Source organism: Nocardiopsis sp. FIRDI 009, assembly GCF_003386285.1.
Taxonomy (GTDB): domain Bacteria; phylum Actinomycetota; class Actinomycetes; order Streptosporangiales; family Streptosporangiaceae; genus Nocardiopsis.
The window spans coordinates 21061-40613 of the sequence record NZ_QPNC01000001.1 but is presented as its reverse complement, the minus strand read 5'-3'; the positions used below and the strand labels follow the sequence as shown (position 1 = coordinate 40613).

At 72.7% G+C, this 19553-nt stretch carries 19 protein-coding genes; 9 read left to right on the top strand and 10 right to left on the bottom strand.

Annotated elements, in window-relative coordinates; translation table 11 throughout:
* Positions 1-7: 7 nt before the first annotated feature.
* Positions 8-961 (bottom strand): conjugal transfer protein, encoded by a 954-nt coding sequence (locus tag DVR05_RS00175; RefSeq protein ID WP_116243730.1) that lies wholly within the window; start codon positions 959-961, stop codon positions 8-10.
* Positions 962-1474: 513 nt separating this feature from the next.
* On the opposite strand from DVR05_RS00175, the gene DVR05_RS00170 reads away from it, so the two are divergent.
* Positions 1475-2194: a DsbA family oxidoreductase gene (locus DVR05_RS00170; RefSeq protein WP_116243729.1), complete on the top strand. Its 720-nt coding sequence runs from the start codon at positions 1475-1477 to the stop codon at positions 2192-2194.
* Positions 2195-2271: 77 nt separating this feature from the next.
* Here DVR05_RS00170 and ychF read toward each other — a convergent pair whose 3' ends face one another.
* Complete coding sequence (ychF, locus tag DVR05_RS00165) at positions 2272-3357, bottom strand: redox-regulated ATPase YchF (protein WP_116243728.1); 1086 nt, start codon at positions 3355-3357, stop codon at positions 2272-2274.
* A gap of 245 nt (positions 3358-3602) precedes the next feature.
* Between ychF and DVR05_RS00160 the strand changes: the two genes are divergently transcribed.
* Entirely contained in the window at positions 3603-4586 is a 984-nt protein-coding gene (locus tag DVR05_RS00160) for an FkbM family methyltransferase (protein ID WP_116243727.1), read from the top strand.
* 51 nt (positions 4587-4637) lie between these two features.
* Here the strand turns inward: DVR05_RS00160 and DVR05_RS00155 are convergent, their stop codons facing one another.
* From DVR05_RS00155 to DVR05_RS00145, 3 genes are read right to left on the bottom strand one after another with little or no spacing between them, the layout of a single operon-like run.
* Positions 4638-5708 carry a 5'/3'-nucleotidase SurE gene (locus tag DVR05_RS00155; protein WP_116243726.1) on the bottom strand — a complete coding sequence of 357 codons (1071 nt, stop codon included), beginning with the start codon at positions 5706-5708 and terminating at the stop codon, positions 4638-4640.
* Positions 5705-6400 carry an alpha/beta fold hydrolase gene (locus DVR05_RS00150; RefSeq protein WP_116243725.1) on the bottom strand — a complete coding sequence of 232 codons (696 nt, stop codon included), beginning with the start codon at positions 6398-6400 and terminating at the stop codon, positions 5705-5707. Before DVR05_RS00150 ends, DVR05_RS00155 begins: the two co-directional genes overlap by 4 nt.
* A 60-nt stretch (positions 6401-6460) precedes the next feature.
* Positions 6461-7768 (bottom strand): MFS transporter, encoded by a 1308-nt coding sequence (locus DVR05_RS00145; RefSeq protein WP_116243724.1) that lies wholly within the window; start codon positions 7766-7768, stop codon positions 6461-6463.
* A 184-nt stretch (positions 7769-7952) separates the two neighbouring features.
* Between DVR05_RS00145 and DVR05_RS00140 the strand changes: the two genes are divergently transcribed.
* Positions 7953-8966, top strand: coding sequence for a LacI family DNA-binding transcriptional regulator (locus DVR05_RS00140; RefSeq protein ID WP_116243723.1), 1014 nt, complete (start codon positions 7953-7955; stop codon positions 8964-8966).
* A 153-nt stretch (positions 8967-9119) separates the two neighbouring features.
* Here the strand turns inward: DVR05_RS00140 and DVR05_RS00135 are convergent, their stop codons facing one another.
* Positions 9120-11591, bottom strand: a complete 2472-nt coding sequence (locus DVR05_RS00135; protein ID WP_116243722.1) for a glycoside hydrolase family 3 protein — start codon at positions 11589-11591, stop codon at positions 9120-9122.
* A 125-nt stretch (positions 11592-11716) separates the two neighbouring features.
* On the opposite strand from DVR05_RS00135, the gene DVR05_RS00130 reads away from it, so the two are divergent.
* The 3 genes from DVR05_RS00130 to DVR05_RS00120 all read left to right on the top strand — a co-directional run bounded on the left by DVR05_RS00130 (position 11717) and on the right by DVR05_RS00120 (position 14420).
* The gene (locus DVR05_RS00130) at positions 11717-12346 is read left to right on the top strand and encodes a TetR/AcrR family transcriptional regulator (RefSeq protein ID WP_198658971.1); all 630 of its coding nucleotides are present in this window, start codon (positions 11717-11719) and stop codon (positions 12344-12346) included.
* A 14-nt stretch (positions 12347-12360) separates the two neighbouring features.
* Positions 12361-13698, top strand: coding sequence for a DNA recombination protein RmuC (locus DVR05_RS00125; protein WP_116243721.1), 1338 nt, complete (start codon positions 12361-12363; stop codon positions 13696-13698).
* 185 nt (positions 13699-13883) lie between these two features.
* Positions 13884-14420, top strand: a complete 537-nt coding sequence (locus tag DVR05_RS00120) for a DUF6542 domain-containing protein (protein ID WP_116243720.1) — start codon at positions 13884-13886, stop codon at positions 14418-14420.
* A gap of 35 nt (positions 14421-14455) precedes the next feature.
* Here DVR05_RS00120 and DVR05_RS00115 read toward each other — a convergent pair whose 3' ends face one another.
* Positions 14456-14722, bottom strand: coding sequence for an exodeoxyribonuclease VII small subunit (locus DVR05_RS00115; protein ID WP_116243719.1), 267 nt, complete (start codon positions 14720-14722; stop codon positions 14456-14458).
* A gap of 2 nt (positions 14723-14724) precedes the next feature.
* The gene (gene xseA, locus DVR05_RS00110) at positions 14725-15966 is read right to left on the bottom strand and encodes an exodeoxyribonuclease VII large subunit (RefSeq protein WP_198658970.1); all 1242 of its coding nucleotides are present in this window, start codon (positions 15964-15966) and stop codon (positions 14725-14727) included.
* A gap of 105 nt (positions 15967-16071) precedes the next feature.
* Between xseA and DVR05_RS00105 the strand changes: the two genes are divergently transcribed.
* Both DVR05_RS00105 and DVR05_RS00100 read left to right on the top strand, forming a co-directional pair.
* The gene (locus DVR05_RS00105; RefSeq protein WP_116243718.1) at positions 16072-16542 is read left to right on the top strand and encodes a hypothetical protein; all 471 of its coding nucleotides are present in this window, start codon (positions 16072-16074) and stop codon (positions 16540-16542) included.
* A complete protein-coding gene (locus DVR05_RS00100; RefSeq protein WP_116243717.1) occupies positions 16539-16835 on the top strand; it encodes a transcriptional regulator in 297 nt (98 codons plus the stop codon). The genes DVR05_RS00105 and DVR05_RS00100 overlap by 4 nt, the downstream gene beginning before the upstream one ends.
* 60 nt (positions 16836-16895) lie before the next feature.
* On the opposite strand, the gene DVR05_RS00095 is transcribed toward DVR05_RS00100, so the two are convergent.
* Positions 16896-17615, bottom strand: a complete 720-nt coding sequence (locus DVR05_RS00095) for a hypothetical protein (protein WP_116243716.1) — start codon at positions 17613-17615, stop codon at positions 16896-16898.
* 303 nt (positions 17616-17918) lie between these two features.
* Between DVR05_RS00095 and DVR05_RS00090 the strand changes: the two genes are divergently transcribed.
* Complete coding sequence (locus tag DVR05_RS00090) at positions 17919-18890, top strand: 4-hydroxy-3-methylbut-2-enyl diphosphate reductase (RefSeq protein WP_116243715.1); 972 nt, start codon at positions 17919-17921, stop codon at positions 18888-18890.
* A 79-nt stretch (positions 18891-18969) separates the two neighbouring features.
* Here the strand turns inward: DVR05_RS00090 and DVR05_RS00085 are convergent, their stop codons facing one another.
* On the bottom strand, positions 18970-19512 hold the full coding sequence (locus DVR05_RS00085) for a DUF4245 domain-containing protein (RefSeq protein WP_116243714.1): 543 nt from the start codon (positions 19510-19512) through the stop codon (positions 18970-18972).
* Positions 19513-19553: the final 41 nt, after the last annotated feature.

Here is a 19553-nt window from a genome sequence, read left to right as displayed (position 1 = left end):
GGCCCCGTCAGCCGCCGAACGAACGCGGGGCGCCCTGGATGTCACGCACGTGCCACTCGTCGCCCGAATTGACCACGGTGACCAGGTAGTCCTGCACCAACTGGCCCGCTTCCCCACCGTCGGAGGCCGAGACGTTCCAGCGGACGGTGGCCGCCACCTGTCGTACGTCATCATCCCCGGTCGACGTCTGGGACGGCACCGTGAGGTCGGACAGTTCGACGAATTCCAGGGTGTTCGCCGGAAGCGGGGTGACGGCGGCACCCCGCTCGAGGAACCTCTCCAGGAACTCCGGTTCTCCGGCGTAGGCCTCGAAGAAGCCGGGCAGCACCTCGCCGAGCTGTTCGGCGGCGTCCGGGTCGGTCTCGAAGGAGGCCCCGGGGGGCAGCGTGGCCTGGCTGGGCGCGGCCAGCAGCGCCGGACGCCCGGAGACCACGAGGGCGTCCTGGTCGGCGTAGACGGGCACGTCCAGGCGCATCGGCTCACCGTTGACGTCGGCGCGGACGACCACGACGGCGTTGTTGTCGTCGAGGACGTCCACGGCGACGACCGTGAGGTTCTCGCCGGTGAGGCTGTCGGCCGCGGCGTCCAGCGCGGTGGCCTCGCCCTCCGGGACGAACGCGGCGAGTTCGGCGCGGCGCGCCTCGGGATCCTCGGTGTTGAGGTAGACCTCGGCGAAGCGGAGCGCGAACGCGGCCGAGGCGGTCTCGGGGTAGGTGACGGTGTCGGTGCTCTCGGGCTCCTCGGCGGCGCTGGGCAGGGCGAACCCGCCGCGCAGGGGGAACCAGACACCGTTGACGAGGACGACGACGATGAACGCCCACAGCACCGCGCGTCCCACACCGACCCACCAGCGCCCGCCCGCCCCCGCGCGGGGTGGCCGGGGCCGTGGGACGCCGGATCCCGCCTCGGTGCCGTCGGACAGGTCACGCCCGGCCTGACCGAGCCGTGACGCCTTCGCCATCCCCGCCTCCTGCGCTCAGTTCGCGCCGCCCGGTCCGGACGGCCCTTCCGCCATGCCCTTGTCTACCCCATCCCTATAGTGAGGCATTGTGCGGGTTGGGAGCGGCCACGGCGACCGCGCGTTTCGGTGTCGGAGGGGGACCCAACACACCGACCAAAGTTCGCAAAAGCCACCAAATATGGCGAATTGCCAGGTAATCCGGATGGTGATCGCGCGGGTCAACCCAATTTCGGTTGTCCAAGACAGCGATTAGTCACCGAACAGAAAGCGGGGCGTCGTCTCCGGGTTCGGAGAACCGTTGGCTGGATGTAACCGGGGGCTCCTTCCCCGGGCCGGTCCGGCCCCAGCGACCCCGCGCCCGGTGCCGCCGCTCGACCGGCCCGACGTCACATCGGTGGCGGCGCCGTGACCGGAATGCCGGGAAGCCGACCCGTGTTGACGCCCCTCGGAAGCAGCCACCCCGTTCCTGGGAGCGCGCCCCGAACCGGGCCGCCCCGAGAGAGAAGCCGTCACATGCGCGTCGAGATCTGGACCGACATCAACTGCCCCTGGTGCTACGTGGGCAAGGCACGCTTCGAAGAAGCGCTCGCCGGTTTCGAGCACCGGGACGAGGTCGAGGTCGTCCACCGCCCCTTCGAACTGGACCCCGACCACCCCCGGGGCACCACCGAGCCGGTCGTGTCGATGCTCGCGAGGAAGTACGGCATCACCGAGGCCCAGGCCGAGCAGGCCGAACAGCGGATCGCCGCCAACGCCGCCGCCGAGGGCCTGGAGTACCGCACGGCGGGCCGGGACGTCGGCAACAGCTTCGACATGCACCGGCTGCTGCGCTTCGCCCTGGAGCAGGGGCGCCAGAACGCGCTGATCGACGTGCTCTACCGCGCCAACTTCGTCGAGGAGCGCTCCGCCTTCGAGGGCGTCGAACGCCTGGTGGAGCTGGCCGTCGAGGCGGGGCTCGACGCGGACGGCGCACGCGCCGTGCTGGCCGACCCCGAGCGGTACGCCGACGAGGTGCGCGCCGACGAGCGCGAGGCCGCCCGGCTCGGAGCCACCGGGGTGCCGTTCTTCGTGCTCGACCGCGCCTACGGGATCTCCGGGGCCCAGCCCGTCGAAGCGTTCCGCCAGGCCCTCGACCAGGCGTGGGCCGACCGTACGCCGCTCACCGCACCCGGCTCCGCGGAGGACGCCCCGGCCTGCGGCCCCGACGGGTGCCCCGTTCCGGAGCGGGGCTGAGCCCACCGGGCGCCCCGCGAGACGCGAACGCCCGCACCCGCCACGGGTGCGGGCGTTCGCGGACGTCCGTGGGACGGTCAGACGTTGAAGCGGAACTCCACCACGTCGCCGTCGGCCATCACGTAGTCCTTGCCCTCCATGCGGACCTTGCCCGCGGCACGGGCGGCCTGCATGTCGCCCGCCTCGACCAGGTCGTCGAAGGAGACCACCTCGGCCTTGATGAAGCCGCGCTGGAAGTCGGTGTGGATGACCCCGGCGGCCTCGGGCGCCGTGGCGCCCTTGCGCACGGTCCACGCACGGGCCTCCTTGGGCCCGGCGGTCAGGTAGGTCTGGAGACCGAGGGTGTCGAAACCGACCCGGGCCAGCTGCGCCAGCCCCGACTCCGTCTGCCCCATCGACTCCAGGAGTTCCTGCGCCTCCTCCTCGTCCAGTTCGGCCAGCTCCGCCTCGATCTTGGCGTCGAGGAAGATCGCCTCGGCCGGGGCCACGAGCTCCTGGAGCTTGGCGCGCAGGGCCTCGTTGGCCAGGTCACCGCTGTCGAGGTTGAACACGTAGATGAACGGCTTGACGGTGAGCAGGCTCAGCTCGCGCAGCCGGTGCGTGTCCAGTCCCTCGGCCGCGTAGAGCGACGTGCCGCCGTCGAGGACCTCGCGGGCGGCCAGCGCCGTCTGGAGCAGCTCCTGGGCGGCCTTGTCCTTGGCGTTGCGCTTGGCGTCCTTCTCCAGGCGGGGAATCGCCTTCTCCAGGGTCTGGAGGTCGGCGAGGATCAGCTCGGTGTTGATGGTCTCGATGTCGCGTGAGGGCTCGACGTCGCCGTCCACGTGCGTGACGTCCGGGTCGTCGAAGGCCCGGATCACCTGGCAGATGGCGTCGCTCTCGCGGATGTTGGCGAGGAACTTGTTGCCCAGTCCCTCACCGGTCGAGGCGCCGCGGACGATACCCGCGATGTCGACGAAGTCCACCGTCGCGGGGAGGACCTTCGCCGAGCCGAAGATCTCGGCCAGGGTGGCCAGCCGGGAATCGGGCACACCCACGACCCCGACGTTGGGCTCGATGGTCGCGAAGGGGTAGTTCGCGGCCAGAGCGTCGTTCTTGGTCAGCGCGTTGAAGAGGGTGGACTTGCCGACGTTGGGCAGGCCGACGATCCCGATAGACAGACTCACAAGGTCAGAGTCTATGCGGACCGACGAGTACGCCGATCCGTCGCCGCCGGCCGGCCGGACCAATCACCGAAACACAGTGCGCAGACGCCGCCACGCACAGTAGGTTCGACACAGTCGCCGAAGTCCTGCGAGCGGAGGAGGCACACGGGGCGCAGCGCGTCGGCGTCGCCCGCGTGTCTCGTGGGACACCGGGCGGTCCGCTCCCCGAACCCGCGCCACGGCCCCGTTCCCGGGGGGAGTCAACTGTGGTCACCGACCAGCTACGAGCGCTCGTACGCCGCTATCCCGTGGTGCGCTTCGCCACGCGCCAGATCCGCGTGCGCCTCCCCAGACGGCTGGGTGGGCTCGACCCCGCCCGCGTCCCGCCGTGGAGCCGCGACCTGACCGTCGTCCTGCCCCGGCTCGACTCGGACACCTGCCCGACCGGTCCCGACAGCATCACACTGCGGCTGCCCGGCGACCTCACCGTCCCCCGGCGCCTGGCCGCGTCCGGTCTCTCCCGGCACGAGCCCGACAGCCTCGCCTGCTTCCTGGCGATGCTGGACCACGCCCCGCCCGGCGCCGTACTCGACGTGGGCGCCGGGGTGGGCGTGTACGCGATCCTGGCCGCCGCGCGGACGGACCGCTCGGTGTTCGCCTTCGAGCCGACGCCGGAGATCGCCTCGGCGGCCCGTGCGGTGGCCGGGAGCGGCGGGCTGGGGTTCGCGGTCGTGGAACTGGCGCTGAGCAACCACAACGGCACCGCGCACCTGCGCCGGGCGCGGCACGACGACATGTGCAACACGGTCGTGCACGCCACGCGCGCCGACCTCGCACACGTCCCGGTGGCGGTGACGACGCTGGCGCACTGGAGCGAGGGGGCGTCGGTCCTGCCGTCGGTGGTCAAGGTGGACACCGCGGGCACCGAACCGGACGTGGTCGCGGGCGGTCTGGAGGTGCTGCGGCGGCACCGGTCGTGGATGCTGGTGAAGGTCCGACCGGACCGGGGGGTGGAGGAGCGGCTCATGGCCCTGCTCGACCCCCTCGACTACACGTGGTACCCGGTGAGCGGGCCGCCTCCCTACGAGGCACGCGAGGAGATCGCCGGGCGCGCCTCGCCAGCGTGGGAACGGATGTGGATGTTCACCCCCGGCCCGGTCCCGGAGGGGTTCTGGCGCTCGGTCGGCGCGTGGCGGCGCGCTCTGGACGCGTGCGCCCCCGAGGCGCGGCGGGGCGGCCGGGGCGCCTGACCGCCGCGCGGGGCGGCCGGCGCAGGCACCCCGGAGGCGGGGCCGCCGCCGTCAGGAGGAACCGAGGGACTCCACCAGTGCGGCGAGACGTTCGACCTCGGCCGGGTCCTCCCCGGAGGCGTAGGTGCGGTCGGAGGTGAGGGCGCTGACCGAGACCGCGCCCTCCACCAGCAGCGCCGTGCTGTCGGCGTCCTCCTTGGTCTCCGGGAGGCACCCCGGCGTGTCCGGTCCGCAGACGGCCACGCCGAGCTCGTAGGCGTCCGCGCCGGTGAACACGGGGAGCAGGACGGTTCCGGTGCCCGCCTCGGTCCACCGGACGTCGGGGGCGGGTTCGCCGTCCGCGGAGTGCGGGTGGTTGACGTTGACCAGGTACTCGCTGGTGAGCAGGTCGGCCCCGCGCAGGCGCGCGATCAGGTCGGTGGCGAACGCGGCCGTGGCGGAGTAGGTCTCGGGGGTGACCACGAGGTCCTCGTCGACGGAGGCGCTCACGGCGAGGGACGGCACACCGGCGAGCTGCCCCGCGAGGGCGACCCCGACCGTGCCGGAGTTGGGGATCTGCGTGGCCACGTTGGGACCGGAGTTGACTCCGGAGACCACGACGTCGGGTGCCTCGTCCCATCCGACCAGCTCACGCAGGCCGTGGTGGAGCGCGAAGGTCACGGAGTCGACGGGTGTGGCGCTGTGTGAGTCCTCCTCACAGGGCCCGTCGGCGACGCAGACGCCGTAGACGGCTCCCCCGCCGGAGGCGTCGGCGCAGTCGTCCGCGTACTCGGCGGGCAGGCCGGAGGGGGTCCCCAGTCCGAACGAGCCGCTGTGCGAGATGGCGCTGCTCATACTGGACTGGTAGTCCCACGGGGCGAAGACGACCACGTCCGCCCCGGCCGCGCACAGTGCCGACCGCAGTTCGTACAGGCCCAGGCCGTCCGACCCGTCCTCCTCGGCGGCCTGCATGGAGTCGTCGTTGCCCAGGAGCACCCGCAGGCCGTCGAGGGAGGCGGGCGCGAAGTCCTCGTCCGGGCTCCGACCGGACGTCGCGTCGGTGGCGGTGTCGGGAGCGGAGCAGGCGGCGAGCAGCGGCAGCGCCAGGACCGCGACGGCGGCACGGCGGACCACGGAGGTCACAGCCAGCCCTCCAGTGACGCGAGGAAGGCCGGGTAGTCGTCGCGGTGGATGCAGTGTCCGGCGCCCGCGACCGTGCGGACGGTGAATCCGCGCTGGGCCAGCAGGCGGGCGCCGTCCTCGTCCACGGTGAAGCTCGGGTCGGCCAGCTGGACCAGGGAGGGGACCACGGCGGTCGTCGGCATGCGGTCCTGGGCGGAGGCTTCGGTGACGACGTCGAAGAAGTCCGGGTCGAAGGCGGCGAAACCGGCGAGTTCGGCCTCGACGTCGGCGTCGCTCCAGCGCGGGTTCATCGCGCGCACGCTCTCCACGGTGGCCTGGGTGACCATGTGGCGCATGGCGTCGAGGGCGGCCGCCGAGGCTCCGGTGAACTGGAAGGCGGGGTCGGAGTAGACCGCGCGGGCCGGGCGCAGGCGTTCCACGGCCAGGGAGAGGGCCAGACCGCCCATGGAGTGGCCGACGGCCAGGTCCGCGCCGGTCGGCAGGGTGTCGACGAGGTCCTGGCCGAGCGCCGCGACGGAGTAGTCTCCGCGCGGGCTCCTCCCGTGTCCGCGCAGGTCGACGCCGATCACCTGGTAGCCGCGGTCGACCAGGTCGGCTTCGAGGGCGTGCCAGGTGCCGTGGTCGGACATGGCGCCGTGGACGAGCAGGGCGGTGCGGTCACCGTCGCCGGTCACGTGGGTGGCGAGTCTCAAGGGTTCCTCCTCGGGGTAGTCGGGGTGGGATCGGCCGGGGTCGGTCGGGGTCGGCCGGGGTCAGCGGACGCCGCGGACGAAGACGATGGCGAGCGCGCCGAGGAGGCCGACCGCGGAGCCGACCAGGAACAGCGATCCGTAGCCGCCGAGGTGGAGGATGATCGTCGAGGCGATGAACGGGGCGACGATCTGCGGTCCGGCGGCGGCGATGTTGAGGACGCCCATGTCGCGGGCGGCGTCGGCGTCACTGGGCAGGACGAGGGTGGCCAGGGCGGTGTCCACGGCCATGAAGCAGCCGAAGGCGCTGCCGTTGACCACGGCGAACGCGAGCATCCCGGTCCAGGTCGGCATGAGGAACGGGATGAGCATCGCCAGTGCGGAGACGACGCCGGAGACCAGGGCGAAGAGCTTGCGACGGTCGAGGCGGTCGGAGAGCGGCCCGCCGACGGCCGTGGTGAGCACGGTGCCCACGGCGGTCACCAGGGTGAGCACGGTGACGGCGGCGGCGGGCTCCAGACCCTCGGGCAGGGCGATGAAGTAGTCGAGGATGTAGAGCTGGAAGCCGAAGATGAGGAAGTAGCCGAGGAAGAGCAGGGCGCGGCCGGTGAAGACCAGGGCGAAGTCGCGGTGGGCCAGGGCGGACAGGAAGCGGCCCAGCGCGGCCAGGGGGTTGGCCCTCCGGGCGGGGCCGCGTTCGGGCAGTTCGTCGCCGCGGGGGTCGTGGGTGGTCGTGGTGAGCAGGACGGCCGCCGCGACCACGATGCCGCCGAGCACGATGTAGCCGAGCGGGAGGCGGGCGGTGAAGAGGGCGGCGAGTCCGGTTCCCAGGACCCCGGCCACGGAGATCGCGATGCCCATGGCGGCGGCCGCGGTGCCGCGCCGTCCGTGGGGGACGCGGTCGGGGATGATCGCGGTGAGCGCCGCGTGGTGGAGGTTCATGGCGCCCTGGGCCAGGCACCAGCCGATCACCATCATCAGCAGGGAGTCGGCGTAGCCCAGGACGAACACGAGGACGAAGGCGGCGAGCGCGCCGCCGAGGAGCCAGGGGTTGCGGCGGCCCCAGCGCGTGCGGGTGCGGTCGGAGAGGGCTCCGCCGATCGGGTTGAACACGGTGCCGAAGACGGCGGCGACCCCGGCGACCACGCCGAGGTTGGCGACGGCGGCCGCCTCGTCCCCGGGGGTGAGCCCCTGGACCTGGAGGGGGAGCAGGACCGCGCCGATGCCCAGGTAGAAGGCGTAGACGGCGAGGTTGCCCGCCCCGAGGAGCGGGATGAGGCGGCCCAGTCCGCGGTGGCCGGTCGGGGGCGGGGACGGCTGGAGGGGGGCGGTTTCCGGAGCGTCCGGCCTGGGGGAAGGGTGCTCGGACATGTGGGTCTCCCTGGCGTGAACCTGTGTGATGGAGAAACGCCTGTTCAGGCGCCGGTTATGCGTTTAAGCTAGGTTACGCGTTTAAGCTTGTCAATGGATACGTCATCAGGAGTTCACACACGCCGGTTGCACCGCCCGGGACCTCCGCTGGGCACCGGCCTCGAGAGGCAGGCAGGATAGGGTCATGACTTCGATCCGCCCCCGACCCGCGACCATCACCGACATCGCCAGGCGCGCGGGTGTGTCGACCGCGACCGTGTCGTACGTCCTCAACGACGCCCCGGGGGCCCGCATCCCGCAGGCGACGCGCGAACGGGTGCGGTCCGTCGCCGACGAGCTGGGCTACGTCCCGCACGCCAGCGCGCGGTCGCTGCGCACCGGCACCAGCGACCTCGTCCTGCACGTGCAGATGGACGTGGTCCAGGGGCCGCTGGCGTCGCGGTTCCTGCACGACCTCTCACACGGCCTGCGCGAGCTGGGCTACACGCTCCTGCAGTACGGGGCGGAGCGCAGCCGGGGGGTGAAGGCGGCGCGCGCCTGGGCGGCCATGCGGCCCTCCGCCGTCGTGGCCGGGGACGACCGGCTCACCCCCGCCGGGGTGGAGCTGCTGCGCAAGGCCGACATCCACGTGTTCGCGGTGGGCACTCCCCCGGAACGGGCCAAGGAGATGGGCGTGTCCACGCTGACGATGGACCACCGCGGGCTGGGCGCGCTGGCCGGGGAACACCTGGTCGGGCGGGGCCACCGCGACATCGCCGTCGTCGTGCCGCGCGGGGACGCCCTGCGCCGGATGGGCGAACAGCGGTGGGAGGGGGTGCGCTCGGCGGTGGAGCAGGCGGGGACCGGGGCGTCCGTGCGGCGGCACGAGATGGACTGGACGCCGGAGAGCGCGGCGGAGCTGGTCGGGACGTGGGGCGAGGAGGGGCTGCCCGACGGCGTGTTCGGCTACAACGACGAGTTCAGCGGGTTGGTGCTGGGCGCGCTGCTGGACGCGGGCGTGCGGGTCCCCGAACAGGTCGGGCTGGTGGGAGCGGACGACGTCATGCTGTGCCGGATGCTCCGGCCGCGACTCACCAGCGTGCGCATGGGGTCCGAGGACCCCGCGGACACGGCGCGGCGGATCGTCGAGGCGGTCCGGGACCGCGCGGAGGTCCACCTGTCCCCGTGGACGCCGGTCCTGGTGGAGCGGGACACCTAGGACGGGAGAGCACGGAGCGCGACCGCCCGGGCCCGCGAGGGGTGGGGCGGCCGGGCGGGTCCGCGCCCCGGTTCCGCCCGCGCGGCGACCCCGGGGAACGGAAGACCGCCGTGTCGCCGGATACCGGTCGGCACCCGGCGACAACGGGACCGGTTACCGCAGCTCGACGGGGACGGACAGACGCGTGTCCCGGTAGGAGCGGCCGACGAGCAGCTCGTAGGCGCCGGCGACGTACTCCCACTCGTCGGCGTCGGCCGCCCACGTGCGGATCGCGTCGCGCGGCACGGTGACCACCGCCTCGACGGTCGCCCCGGCCGCCGCGCGCACGGTCGCGAATCCGGCCAGCACCCGAGCGGGCCGATCCCCCGGCTCACGCGGGGCCAGGTAGACCTGGACGACCTCGTAGCCGTCGCGCTCCCCGGCGTTGGTCACGCGCACCCGCACCGTGGCGAGGGTGTCCCCGTCCGCGCCGGGGTCGGCCAGGTCGACGTCGACGCCGTCGTAGCGCCACTCCGTGTAGGACAGCCCGTGCCCGAAGCAGAACGCCGGGTCCGTCCCGGCGCGCTCCCAGGCCCGGTAGCCGACGAACACGCCCTCCCCGTACTCCAGGACGCCGTCCGTGGGCGCCACGTCCAGCACCGGGACGTCCGCCATCGCGACCGGCCAGGTCGTGGGCAGGCGCCCGGAGGGGTCGCGGCGCCCGAGCAGGACGTCGGCGAGGGCCCCGCCGAGCTCCTGCCCCCCGAACCAGGTGAGCAGGATCGCGGAGACGTCCTCGCGCCACGGCATCTCCACGGGGGAACCGGCGTTGACCACGACCACGGTCCGGTCGTTGACCTGCGCGACCCGGGCGACGAGCTCGTCCTGGCGCCCCGGCAGTCGCAGGTCGGAGCGGTCGAAGCCCTCCGACTCGACCTCGGCGGTCGTGGCCACCAGCACGACGGCCACGTCGGCGCCGCGCGCCGCCTCGACGGCCTCCTCGATGAGGACGTCGTCGTCGGCCATCGGCCCGCGGTGGGTGAGGGTGAACCCGATGAAGGCGAAGTCGCCCATGCCCAGGTCCTGGTGGGCCTTGACCACGGACAGGCGGACGTCCCGCCCCTCGGTGAGCGCGACCGGAACGGTGGTCGTGGGCGGATCGAACATGGCCGCGGCCGGGTCGTCGCCCTCGAAGTCGAGCTCACCGTCGAAGAGGACCTCCCCGTCGACGGTGAGGACGTAGCGCCCGGCGCCCGAGATGCCGAGCAGGTGCTCCCCGGTCGCCTTGGGGGTGAGGGTCCCGCCCACCTCGACGCGGTCCAGCTCGGCGTTGGTCACGCCGTCGGGCAGTTCGCCGATCCATCGGGCGGTGCCGTCGGGCAGTGACTCGGTGGCCAGCACCCGGCCGTCGGCGGCGAGGAAGGTGGCGGTCATGGCCGCGTCGACGGCGGGCAGGGTGGCGCGCGGGTCGGCGCCCACCGCGTAGGTGAGTTCGACGCCGTCGGGCAGGGCGGCGCGCAGCCCCTCCAGGGGGGTGACCGTGCGTTCGGCGAACACGCTGGCGCTGCCGCCCCCGCTGGTCCGGGCTTCGGAGGCGGCCAGCCCGACGAGCGCGATCCGGCCGGTCCGGTCCGGGTCCACGGGCAGGGCGGAGCGTTCGTTGCGCAGCAGCACGAAGGACCGGGTGGCGATCTCGCGGGCGATGGCGCGGCCGTCCAGGCCGGACGGCCGGTCGTCGGGGGCCACCGCGGGGTCGGCGCCCTCCAGCAGGCCCACGCGCGCGGCGAGCAGCAGGACCCGCCGGGCGAGGGCGTCCACGGCCCTCTCCGGGACCCGGCCGTCGCGGACGGCGTCGACGAGGTGCTGCCCGTAGACCGTGTTGGGGCCGGGCATGGCGACGTCGAGCCCGGCCAGGCAGTCGCGGACGGTGTCGCGGGCGGCCGTCCAGTCCGAGACGACGAACCCGTCGAAGCCCCACTCGTCGCGCAGCACCGTGTTGAGGTCGAGGTGCTCGGTCATGGTGGTGCCGTTGACCTTGTTGTAGGCGGCCATGACCCCCCAGGGGCGGGCCCGGGTGACGATGCGCTCGAAGGGGGCCAGGTAGATCTCGCGCAGGGCGCGCTCCTCGACGCGGACGTCCACGGTGAAGCGGTCGGTCTCGGAGTCGTTGGCGACGAAGTGCTTGACGGTCGTGCCGACCCCGCCCTCCTGGACGCCCCGGACGTAGGCGGCCCCGATCTCCCCGGTGAGGTAGGGGTCCTCGGAGTAGGTCTCGAAGTGGCGCCCGCCCAGCGGGGAGCGGTGCATGTTGACGGCGGGGGCGAGCAGGACGTGCACGCCCTTGCGGCGGGCCTCCTGGGCCAGCAGGTGCCCGGCGGTGCGGACGAGGTCGCGGTCCCAGGTGGCGGCGATGGCGGTGGGGCTGGGCAGCTGGATGGAGGGGTCGTCGGGGGTCCAGCGCTCGCCGCGCACCCCGACGGGCCCGTCGGACATGACGAGGCGGCCTAGGCCGATGTCGGGGTTGGCGGCGATGGCCCACATGGAGTCGCCGGACAGCAGTCGGACCTTGGCTTCGAGGTCGAGGCGGGCCAGGGCGGCGTCCACCCGCCGTTCACGTGCCAGGTCGGCGTCGGTCGGTGCGGTCATGTCGCTCCCAGGGGTGTGTCGGGAGACGCGGAAGGAATTTACCTACCGGTCATTCGGCAAAACACTGACCTCAGGTTAAACGCATAAGCATCCGGTGTGAAGCACCTCCGCGTAACCTTGCTGCGATGAGCGAGCAGGAACCCACCCCACCGCCGGAGGCGCTCGGACGCAGGGGGCGCGGACGACCGCGGGCCACGAGGCGCCGGGACCAGATCCTCGACGCCGCGCTCGCGGAGTTCGCCGAGTCCGGCTTCCAGGGGGCGTCCCTGGCCGCCGTGGCACGCCGGGTCGGGTTGAGCCAGCAGGGCCTGCTCCACCACTTCCCCGGCAAGGAGGCCCTGCTGATCGCCGTGCTCGCCCGGCGCGACGAGGTCGACGTCCGCGAACTGGACGGACTCGGCGAGACCGCCGCGCTCACCGGACTCGCCGAGCGCAACACGCGGCGCCCCGAGGTGGTCCGGCTGCACACCCTGCTCACCGCCGAGGGCCTGACCGGCGACCACCCGGCCTCCGCCTACGTCCGCGACCGCTACGCCCGCGTCCGGGATCGGCTCGCGCACACCCTGCGCGCCGAGCACGGCGACCGACTGCCGAGCGGCGCGACCCCCGACCAGGCCGCCGCCCTGCTGACCGCCGCCATGGACGGCCTCCAACTCCAGTGGCTGTACGATCCGGATTCCGTGGACATGCCGGATCTGGTGGGACTCCTCACCGATGTCCTGCGTGGCGCGCCACCGGACCCCGCCCCGCACTGACACCATGGAGGGTCATGGACGCCCTCGTTCTCGTACTCGTGCTCCTGGTCGGTCTGGCCGTCGGCGTCGCGGTGGGCTGGACCCTGGCCCGGGGCCGTGCCGCCGAGGAACGCGCGAACGCCCGCGCGGCCCGGGAACGCGCCGCCTACGTGGAGGAGCAGCTGGCCGACCGCTTCCGCGCGCTGTCGGCCCAGGCCCTGGACCAGTCCAACCAGCGCTTCCTCGAACTCGCCGAGGGCCGCCTGCGGGCGGTCAGCGCCGAGGCCGGGGGCGATCTGGACGAGCGGCGCCGGGCGGTCGAGCGCATGGTGGAGCCCCTGACCGCCACGCTGAACCGGGTGGAGGCCCAACTGCGGGAGGCGGACGCGGGTCGGGCCGCCGCCCACGCGGAACTGGCCAAACAGGTGGAGCTGGTACGCGAGGGCTCCGAACGCCTGAGGGACCAGACGCGGGCCCTGGTGACCGCGCTGCGGCGCCCGGAAGCGCGCGGCCGGTGGGGCGAGCTGCAGCTGCGCAGGGTCGCCGAGCTGGCCGGGATGGCCGCGCACTGCGACTTCGACGAGCAGGCGAGCACCCGGGACGGAGCGCTGCGTCCGGACATGGTGGTGCGCCTCGCCGGCGGCAAGAACATCGTCGTGGACGCCAAGGTGCCGTTGGCGGCCTACCTGGACGCGGTCGAGACCGAGGACGAGGAGGCGTCGGCGGAGCGGATGCGCGCCCACGCCAGGCAGTTGCGCACCCACGTCGACCAACTGGCGGCGAAGTCGTACTGGGCGGCCTTCGCGCCCGCGCCGGAGTTCGTGGTGCTGTTCGTTCCCGGGGAGGCGTTCCTCGCCCCCGCGCTGGAGCGCGACCCGGGCCTGTTGGAGCACGCGATGGCGCGACGGGTGCACATCGCCACCCCCACGACGCTCATCTCCCTGCTGCGGACCGCGCAGTACGCGTGGCAGCAGGAGGCCCTGAGCGAGAACGCCCGGGAGGTCTTCGAGCTCGGCAAGCTGCTGCACGGTCGGCTGTCCACCCTGGGCGGGCACGTGGAGGGTCTGGGCAGGGCGCTGAACCGCACCGTGAGCGCCTACAACCAGACGGTGGGCTCCCTGGAGAGCCGGGTCCTGGTGACCGCCCGCCGCTTCCGCGACCTCGGGCTGGTGGACACGGACCTGGACCGGCCCTCGGGGGTGGAGGAGCGCCCCCGCACCGTGGCCGCGCCCGAGATGACCGCCCAGGGACTAGCCGAACCCGACATGTCCTCCGAAACGTTGCGCGAGACCACCGCGGTGGATGGAATTCGGCACGCAGGTAAAGCTAAGCACGGTCAGACCCAAATGAATCCCGGAGGTACCGCGCGCTGAGCCGGACCCCGGAACGGGGCGGAACCATCACGCCCCAACCCGGTGTCCAACGGGTGGGAAGACGTGTTCGTCGCGGAAGGGGCAAGCAGCCGAAATGACGACACGATCCAAGGAAAAGTCACCGAAGTCTCACGTGAAGTGACACACTGAACACCGTGAGTAACACACTTGGGAGGCGCACGGTCATGCCCCCGCGGAAGGCGGACGGTCCGAGGCCCGGACACGCACCGCACTCCGTACGGCCTCGCGGCCGCGGACGGGACGTCCCTCGCGCCACGAAGTCCACCCGTACGGACCCACCACCGAAGGCGCCCGCCCGGCGCCCACCCCGCCTAACCGGCCGGGGTGGCGTACTGCTGATCTGCGTGCTCAGCTTCGCCGGGACCATGGTCGCGCACTGGACGTCCACCCCGGCGGCCCCGGGCCTGGCCTTCACCACCGCGTGCCTGGTCACGGCGTCCCTGGTCCGACCAGGCGACCTGCTGTCGCTGTCGGTGAGCCCGCCCATCGCCTACTTCGCCGCCGTGACCGTCGCCGAGTGCCTGATCGCGCTGGGCTCCGAGGGTTTCGCCCGCGTCGTCCTGCTGGGCCTGGCCTCGCGGCTGGCCGAGGTCGCCCCCTGGCTGTTCCTGGGCACGGCCCTGGTCCTGGTGATCGGGGTCTTCCGAGGTCTGCCCGGCAACCTCCGCGAGCTGAGCGACGACCTCAACGGCCGACGCTAGGCGGTGTCCCTCGGGGAGCGGGCGGGCACGGACCCCTAGAAGGGGGTGTCGTCGTCCTCGGAGGAGGCGTCGTCCTGACGCTCGTCCATGGCGGCGGCCAGCCTGGCGCGCGCGCCCTCCAACCACTGCTCGCACACACGGGCCAGCTCCTCGCCGCGCTCCCACAGGGCGAGGGAGTCCTTGAGGCTGAGTCCGCCGGACTCCAACCGGCGGACGACGTTGTTCAGCTCCTCCCGGCTCTCCTCGTAGCTGAGCTCGGGCCCGGTGTCCGCCGCGCCCGTGTCGTTGCCCTGCTCCGCCATGGCTACTCCCCCTCTGTGGTGTGGTCGGTGTGATCGGTGTGGACCGCGTCCACGGTCGCCGTCAGGCTGTCCTCGGCGAAGCGCACGCGCAGGGACTCCCCCACGTCCGGTTCGGCCGCCGAGCGCACCACCGACCCGTCCTCGCGCTGCACGATGGCGTAGCCGCGGGCCAGGGTGGTGGCCGGGGACAGGGCGTGCAGGCGGGCACGCGTGTGCGCCAGGCCCTCCCCCGCCCGGTCGAGGGACACGGTCAGGCTCCTGCGGGCGCGGTCGCGCAACTCCAGGACCTGCTCGGTGAGGCGGTCGATCTCCCGCACGGGGCTGGCCAGCGCGGGACGCGAGCGGATGCCCTCCAACCAGGCGAGCTCGCGCTCCACCCCGCCCCGGATCACCCTGCGGCCGCGGTCGCGCAGCTGCCGGATGATCTCCAACTGCTCACCCACGTCGGGGACGGTCCGCTTGGCGGCGTCGGTGGGCGTGGAGGCGCGCAGGTCGGCCACGTAGTCGAGCAGGGGGGCGTCCTGTTCGTGGCCGATCGCGCTCACCACGGGCGTGCCCGCGGCGGCCACCGCCCGGACCAGCGCCTCGTCGGAGAAGGGCAGCAGGTCCTCCAGGGATCCGCCGCCGCGCGCGATGACGATGACGTCGACGTCCGGGTGCGAGTCGAGGTCCTTCAGCGCCTCCACGACCTCGCGGACGGCGCGGTCGCCCTGGACCGCGACCGGCCGGACCTCGAAGCGCACGGCGGGCCAGCGGCGGCGCCCGTTCTCCAACACGTCCCGCTCCGCCGCGGAGTCACGGCCGCAGATGAGGCCGACGGTGTTGGGCAGGAACGGCAGCGGGCGCTTGCGGTCGGCGGAGAACAACCCCTCGGCGGCCAGCGTGCGGCGCAGCTGTTCGAGCCGGGCGAGGAGTTCGCCCAGGCCGACGTGGCGGATCTCCAGCGCACGCAGCGAGAAGGTGCCGCGCACCTCGTAGAAGTCGGGCTTGGCGTGGATGACGACGCGCGCACCGGCCTCGGGGGGCGGACTCTGCGCGTCCAGGACCGAGGTCTGGCACACCACGCGCACCGACACGTTGGCGACGGGGTCGCGCAGGGTCATGTACGCCATGCGGCCGCGCCGGTTGAGTTCGGCGATCTGACCCTCGACCCAGATCCGGCCCAGGCGGTTGATCCAGCCGCCGACGGCGCTCAGCACGACGCGTACCGGCTGCGGCGCCTCGGCGGAACTCTCCATCCCCATACCGACCGACCCTACGGGAGGCCACCGACAACCCGGCACGACACGGCCCACGGCACGACGGAACCCGAGTTGACGACATGGAAAGTGAAACACTAGGTTTCCATCATGGAAACTGAACCGGTCGCCACCCGCCCCACCCCCGAAGAGGCCGCGGCCGCGCTCCGCGAGGCGGAGTCGGCGCAGGAGTCGACCCGGGCCGTGAAGGTGCCCGCGTGGTACTACCCGGTGCTCGGGCTGCTCTTCGCCCCCTACGGACTGTTGTTCGTCATCCCGCGCGAAGGGCTGTGGAACCTCGTCCTCCTGGCCTCGTTGGCCGCGTTCATCGGCGCGTTCGTCCTGCTGGCGCGGATCGGTGTGAACCAGATGGGGGTCCTCCGGTGGCTGACCCTCCGGGAGCTGCGACCCGTCGCGATCTGGTCCCTGGTCCCGATCCTCGGCGGGATCGGGCTGTACCTGGCCTACGACACCCCGTGGGCGTGGGTCGCCATGACAGCGGGCCTGGGCGTCGCGATCGCCCTGTTCGGCCCCTACCACCGCCGCACCAGCCCCTACCACCGACGGAACGGGGACCGTTGAGCAGCACGACCGACGACGGCTTCAACCCGACGATCCACGCACCCCAGCGGCTGCGGATCTGCGCCGTGCTCGACGCCGCCGACCGGGTCGAGTTCGCCACTGTCCAGGAGCAGCTGAAGGTGAGCGCGTCGGTCCTCAGCAAGCACGTGAGCGTCCTGATGGACAAGGGGTACCTGGGGCAGAGCCGGGCCACGCGGGACCGGCGGCAACGCGTGTGGCTCTCCCTGACCCAGGAGGGGAAGGCGGCCTACCGCGCCCACGTGACCGCGTTGAAGGAGATCACGGGCGCCTGACCGCGCCCCCGGCGGGGCCGCCGAACCGACGGGCGGGGCGGCCCCGGGAGAGGGGGTCGCTCACTCGGCGGACTCCAGCTTGGCGATGCGGTTGTCGTACATCCTGATGAACTCCGGCCGCCCCGCGTGCGCGACCTCGTAGGCGCGCAGGTCGCGCACCTGGGCCACGGTGAGCTTGCGCAGGCGGGCGCGGACCGACGGCAGGGTGAGGTCGTCGTAGGTGGGGACGGCCAGTTCGTCCACCGAGGGCGCGGCCTCCTTGCGGACCTTCTCCAGGACCTCGTCGCTGGCGACCTCGGTGTGGGCCTCGGCGGCGGCGATCTCCTCGGCGATCGCCGCGCCCTCCTCCCGGAGGTCGGCCGTGGCGGGGGCGGCGGGCTCCGACCGGGGCTCCTCAGCGGGGGCGGGGTCCTCCTCCGCTCCGGCGGCCTCGGCCGTGGTGCCGGACCCGGCCGTGTCCTCGGTCTTCGCGGAGGACTCCCCGGCCGTCTCCTTCCCCTCCCCCTCGATGCTCGGGGGCGCCTCCGCCGTCTCCGGCGCCTCACTCCTCTCCGCCTTCTCGGCGGCGGGGGCCTCGGCGGTCCCGGTGGCCTCCGCGGTCTCGGGGGCCTGGACGGCCTCGGCCTTCGTGGAGGACTCCTCGGCCTTCTCGGGGGCTGTGCTCAGCGGCTTCGCGGACTCCTCCCCCTGGGCGGAACCGGCGGCGGGCACGGGCTCCTTGCGCCCGAAGATCCCCTTGACCAGGGACAACAGCTTCGTGGCGACAGTCGGGTTCGACATAGGACGGGGGCTCCTGATGCTCTCGGCGGGTGGGCCAGCGGCGCGCGTCCAGCAAACCAGGCAAGGCCGAGTTGGGGCGAACCGCCTATCTACAGATGCGATGGTGAACCAGGATAGAGGAGGGTCGATCAGCATGAGCAGGCGACAAGTGAACGATTTCGCCACGTCGCGGCCGAACCCGACACGCTCCGCCACGCACCCGCCCCGCCCCGTACCGGCCCGGACCGCCCCCGCGAACCCCTGCCCCAGTGCCTTCGCCCACACCCGCCACGGGAGCCACACGGGGCGCCTAGGATGAGACGTATGACTGCGACGACGACTGCGACGACCCACCGCCGTGTCCTGCTCGCCAACCCCCGGGGATACTGCGCCGGTGTCGACCGCGCGGTCATCACCGTCGAGAAGGCCCTGGAGCAGTACGGCGCACCGATCTACGTGCGCAAGCAGATCGTGCACAACACCCACGTGGTGCGCACGCTGGAGGAGCGCGGAGCGATCTTCGTCGAGGAGACGGAGGAGGTGCCCGAGGGCGCCATCGTCGTCTTCTCCGCCCACGGTGTCTCCCCGGCCGTCCACGAGCAGGCCGAGCGGCGCAAGCTCAAGACGATCGACGCCACCTGCCCGCTCGTGACCAAGGTCCACAAGGAGGCCAAGCGCTTCGCCTCCGAGGACCGGGACATCATCCTCATCGGCCACATCGGCCACGAGGAGGTCGAGGGGACCAGCGGCGAGGCCCCCGAGCACATCCAGATCGTGGAGAGCCCGGACGAGGTGGACAAGGTCCAGGTCCGCGACCCGAACAACGTCTCCTGGCTGTCGCAGACCACCCTGTCCGTCGACGAGACCACCCAGACCGTCGACGCGCTGCGCGAGCGCTTCCCGAACCTGCTCGACCCGCCCAGCGACGACATCTGCTACGCCACCTCCAACCGCCAGGACGCCGTCAAGGCCATGGCCCCCGAGTGCGAGCTGGTCATCGTGGTCGGCTCCGACAACTCGTCGAACTCGGTCCGCCTGGTCGAGGTCGCCCTCGACGCGGGCGCCGACGCCGCCTACCTCATCGACAACGCTTCGCTCATGGACGACGCCTGGCTGGAGGGCGTGACGACGGTCGGCGTGACCAGCGGCGCCTCCGTGCCGGACATCCTGGTGCGCGAGCTGCTCGACAAGCTGGCGGGCCACGGCTACGGCACGGTGACCCCGGTGACCACCGCCGACGAGACCCTGACCTTCTCACTCCCCAAGGAGCTGCGCCGCGACCTGCGCGCCGAGTGAGGGACCGATCGAACGGTGCCCCCGCCGGATCCGGCGGGGGCACCGTCATGTCCGTGCGGCACGCGCCGGGGACGCGGTCCTAGGCGTCCTCGGCGGCGACCGCGTCCGTCTCCAGGCCCTCGGCCAGGTGGGCGAGTTCGTCCAGGTCGGCGCTGCCCGCCACGACCAGGGTCACGTCCTCCTCGTACAGGACGAGCGCTCCCCAGTCCTCCGACTCGTAGTGGTCCCACTCGCGCCCGCCCACGGCGACCGTGCCGACCTCCTCGGCGTCGCGGACGTGCTCGTCCACGACCGCCTCCGGGTCGGCGTCGCTCTGGATGAGCCGGGCGTGGCTGTCGGCGGCGGTGGCGAAGCCGACACTCCACTCGACGGGGCCCGTCACGTCGAGGGACGAACTGGTCGGCGTCCACCCCTGGTCGGGAAGCTCCTCCGACGGAAGGGTCACCGGGTAGTCGGCCGCCTCGCGCAGGACGTCGACGTCCGGCCGGTAGTTCACCGACGGGATGTGCTCCCCGGAACGGGTGGAGACCACGAACGCCATCACCAGCAGGATGCCGACGACGATCCCCAGCGAGATGGCGTAGTTGACGAAGGTCGCGTTGGACCGGCTGTACTCACTCATGACCCCACCAAGCTTGCCCCAGGCCGGGGAGCTCTCTGACC

Coding starts and splice junctions, on each gene's coding strand:
- DVR05_RS00175 (WP_116243730.1), bottom strand. CDS start 961: ATGGCGAAGGCGTCACGGCTCGGTCAGGCCGGGCGTGACCTGTCCGAC.
- DVR05_RS00170 (WP_116243729.1), top strand. CDS start 1,475: ATGCGCGTCGAGATCTGGACCGACATCAACTGCCCCTGGTGCTACGTG.
- DVR05_RS00145 (WP_116243724.1), bottom strand. CDS start 7,768: ATGTCCGAGCACCCTTCCCCCAGGCCGGACGCTCCGGAAACCGCCCCC.
- DVR05_RS00140 (WP_116243723.1), top strand. CDS start 7,953: ATGACTTCGATCCGCCCCCGACCCGCGACCATCACCGACATCGCCAGG.
- DVR05_RS00135 (WP_116243722.1), bottom strand. CDS start 11,591: ATGACCGCACCGACCGACGCCGACCTGGCACGTGAACGGCGGGTGGAC.
- DVR05_RS00130 (WP_198658971.1), top strand. CDS start 11,717: ATGAGCGAGCAGGAACCCACCCCACCGCCGGAGGCGCTCGGACGCAGG.
- DVR05_RS00125 (WP_116243721.1), top strand. CDS start 12,361: ATGGACGCCCTCGTTCTCGTACTCGTGCTCCTGGTCGGTCTGGCCGTC.
- DVR05_RS00120 (WP_116243720.1), top strand. CDS start 13,884: ATGCCCCCGCGGAAGGCGGACGGTCCGAGGCCCGGACACGCACCGCAC.
- DVR05_RS00115 (WP_116243719.1), bottom strand. CDS start 14,722: ATGGCGGAGCAGGGCAACGACACGGGCGCGGCGGACACCGGGCCCGAG.
- xseA (WP_198658970.1), bottom strand. CDS start 15,966: ATGGGGATGGAGAGTTCCGCCGAGGCGCCGCAGCCGGTACGCGTCGTG.
- DVR05_RS00105 (WP_116243718.1), top strand. CDS start 16,072: ATGGAAACTGAACCGGTCGCCACCCGCCCCACCCCCGAAGAGGCCGCG.
- DVR05_RS00095 (WP_116243716.1), bottom strand. CDS start 17,615: ATGTCGAACCCGACTGTCGCCACGAAGCTGTTGTCCCTGGTCAAGGGG.
- DVR05_RS00090 (WP_116243715.1), top strand. CDS start 17,919: ATGACTGCGACGACGACTGCGACGACCCACCGCCGTGTCCTGCTCGCC.
- DVR05_RS00085 (WP_116243714.1), bottom strand. CDS start 19,512: ATGAGTGAGTACAGCCGGTCCAACGCGACCTTCGTCAACTACGCCATC.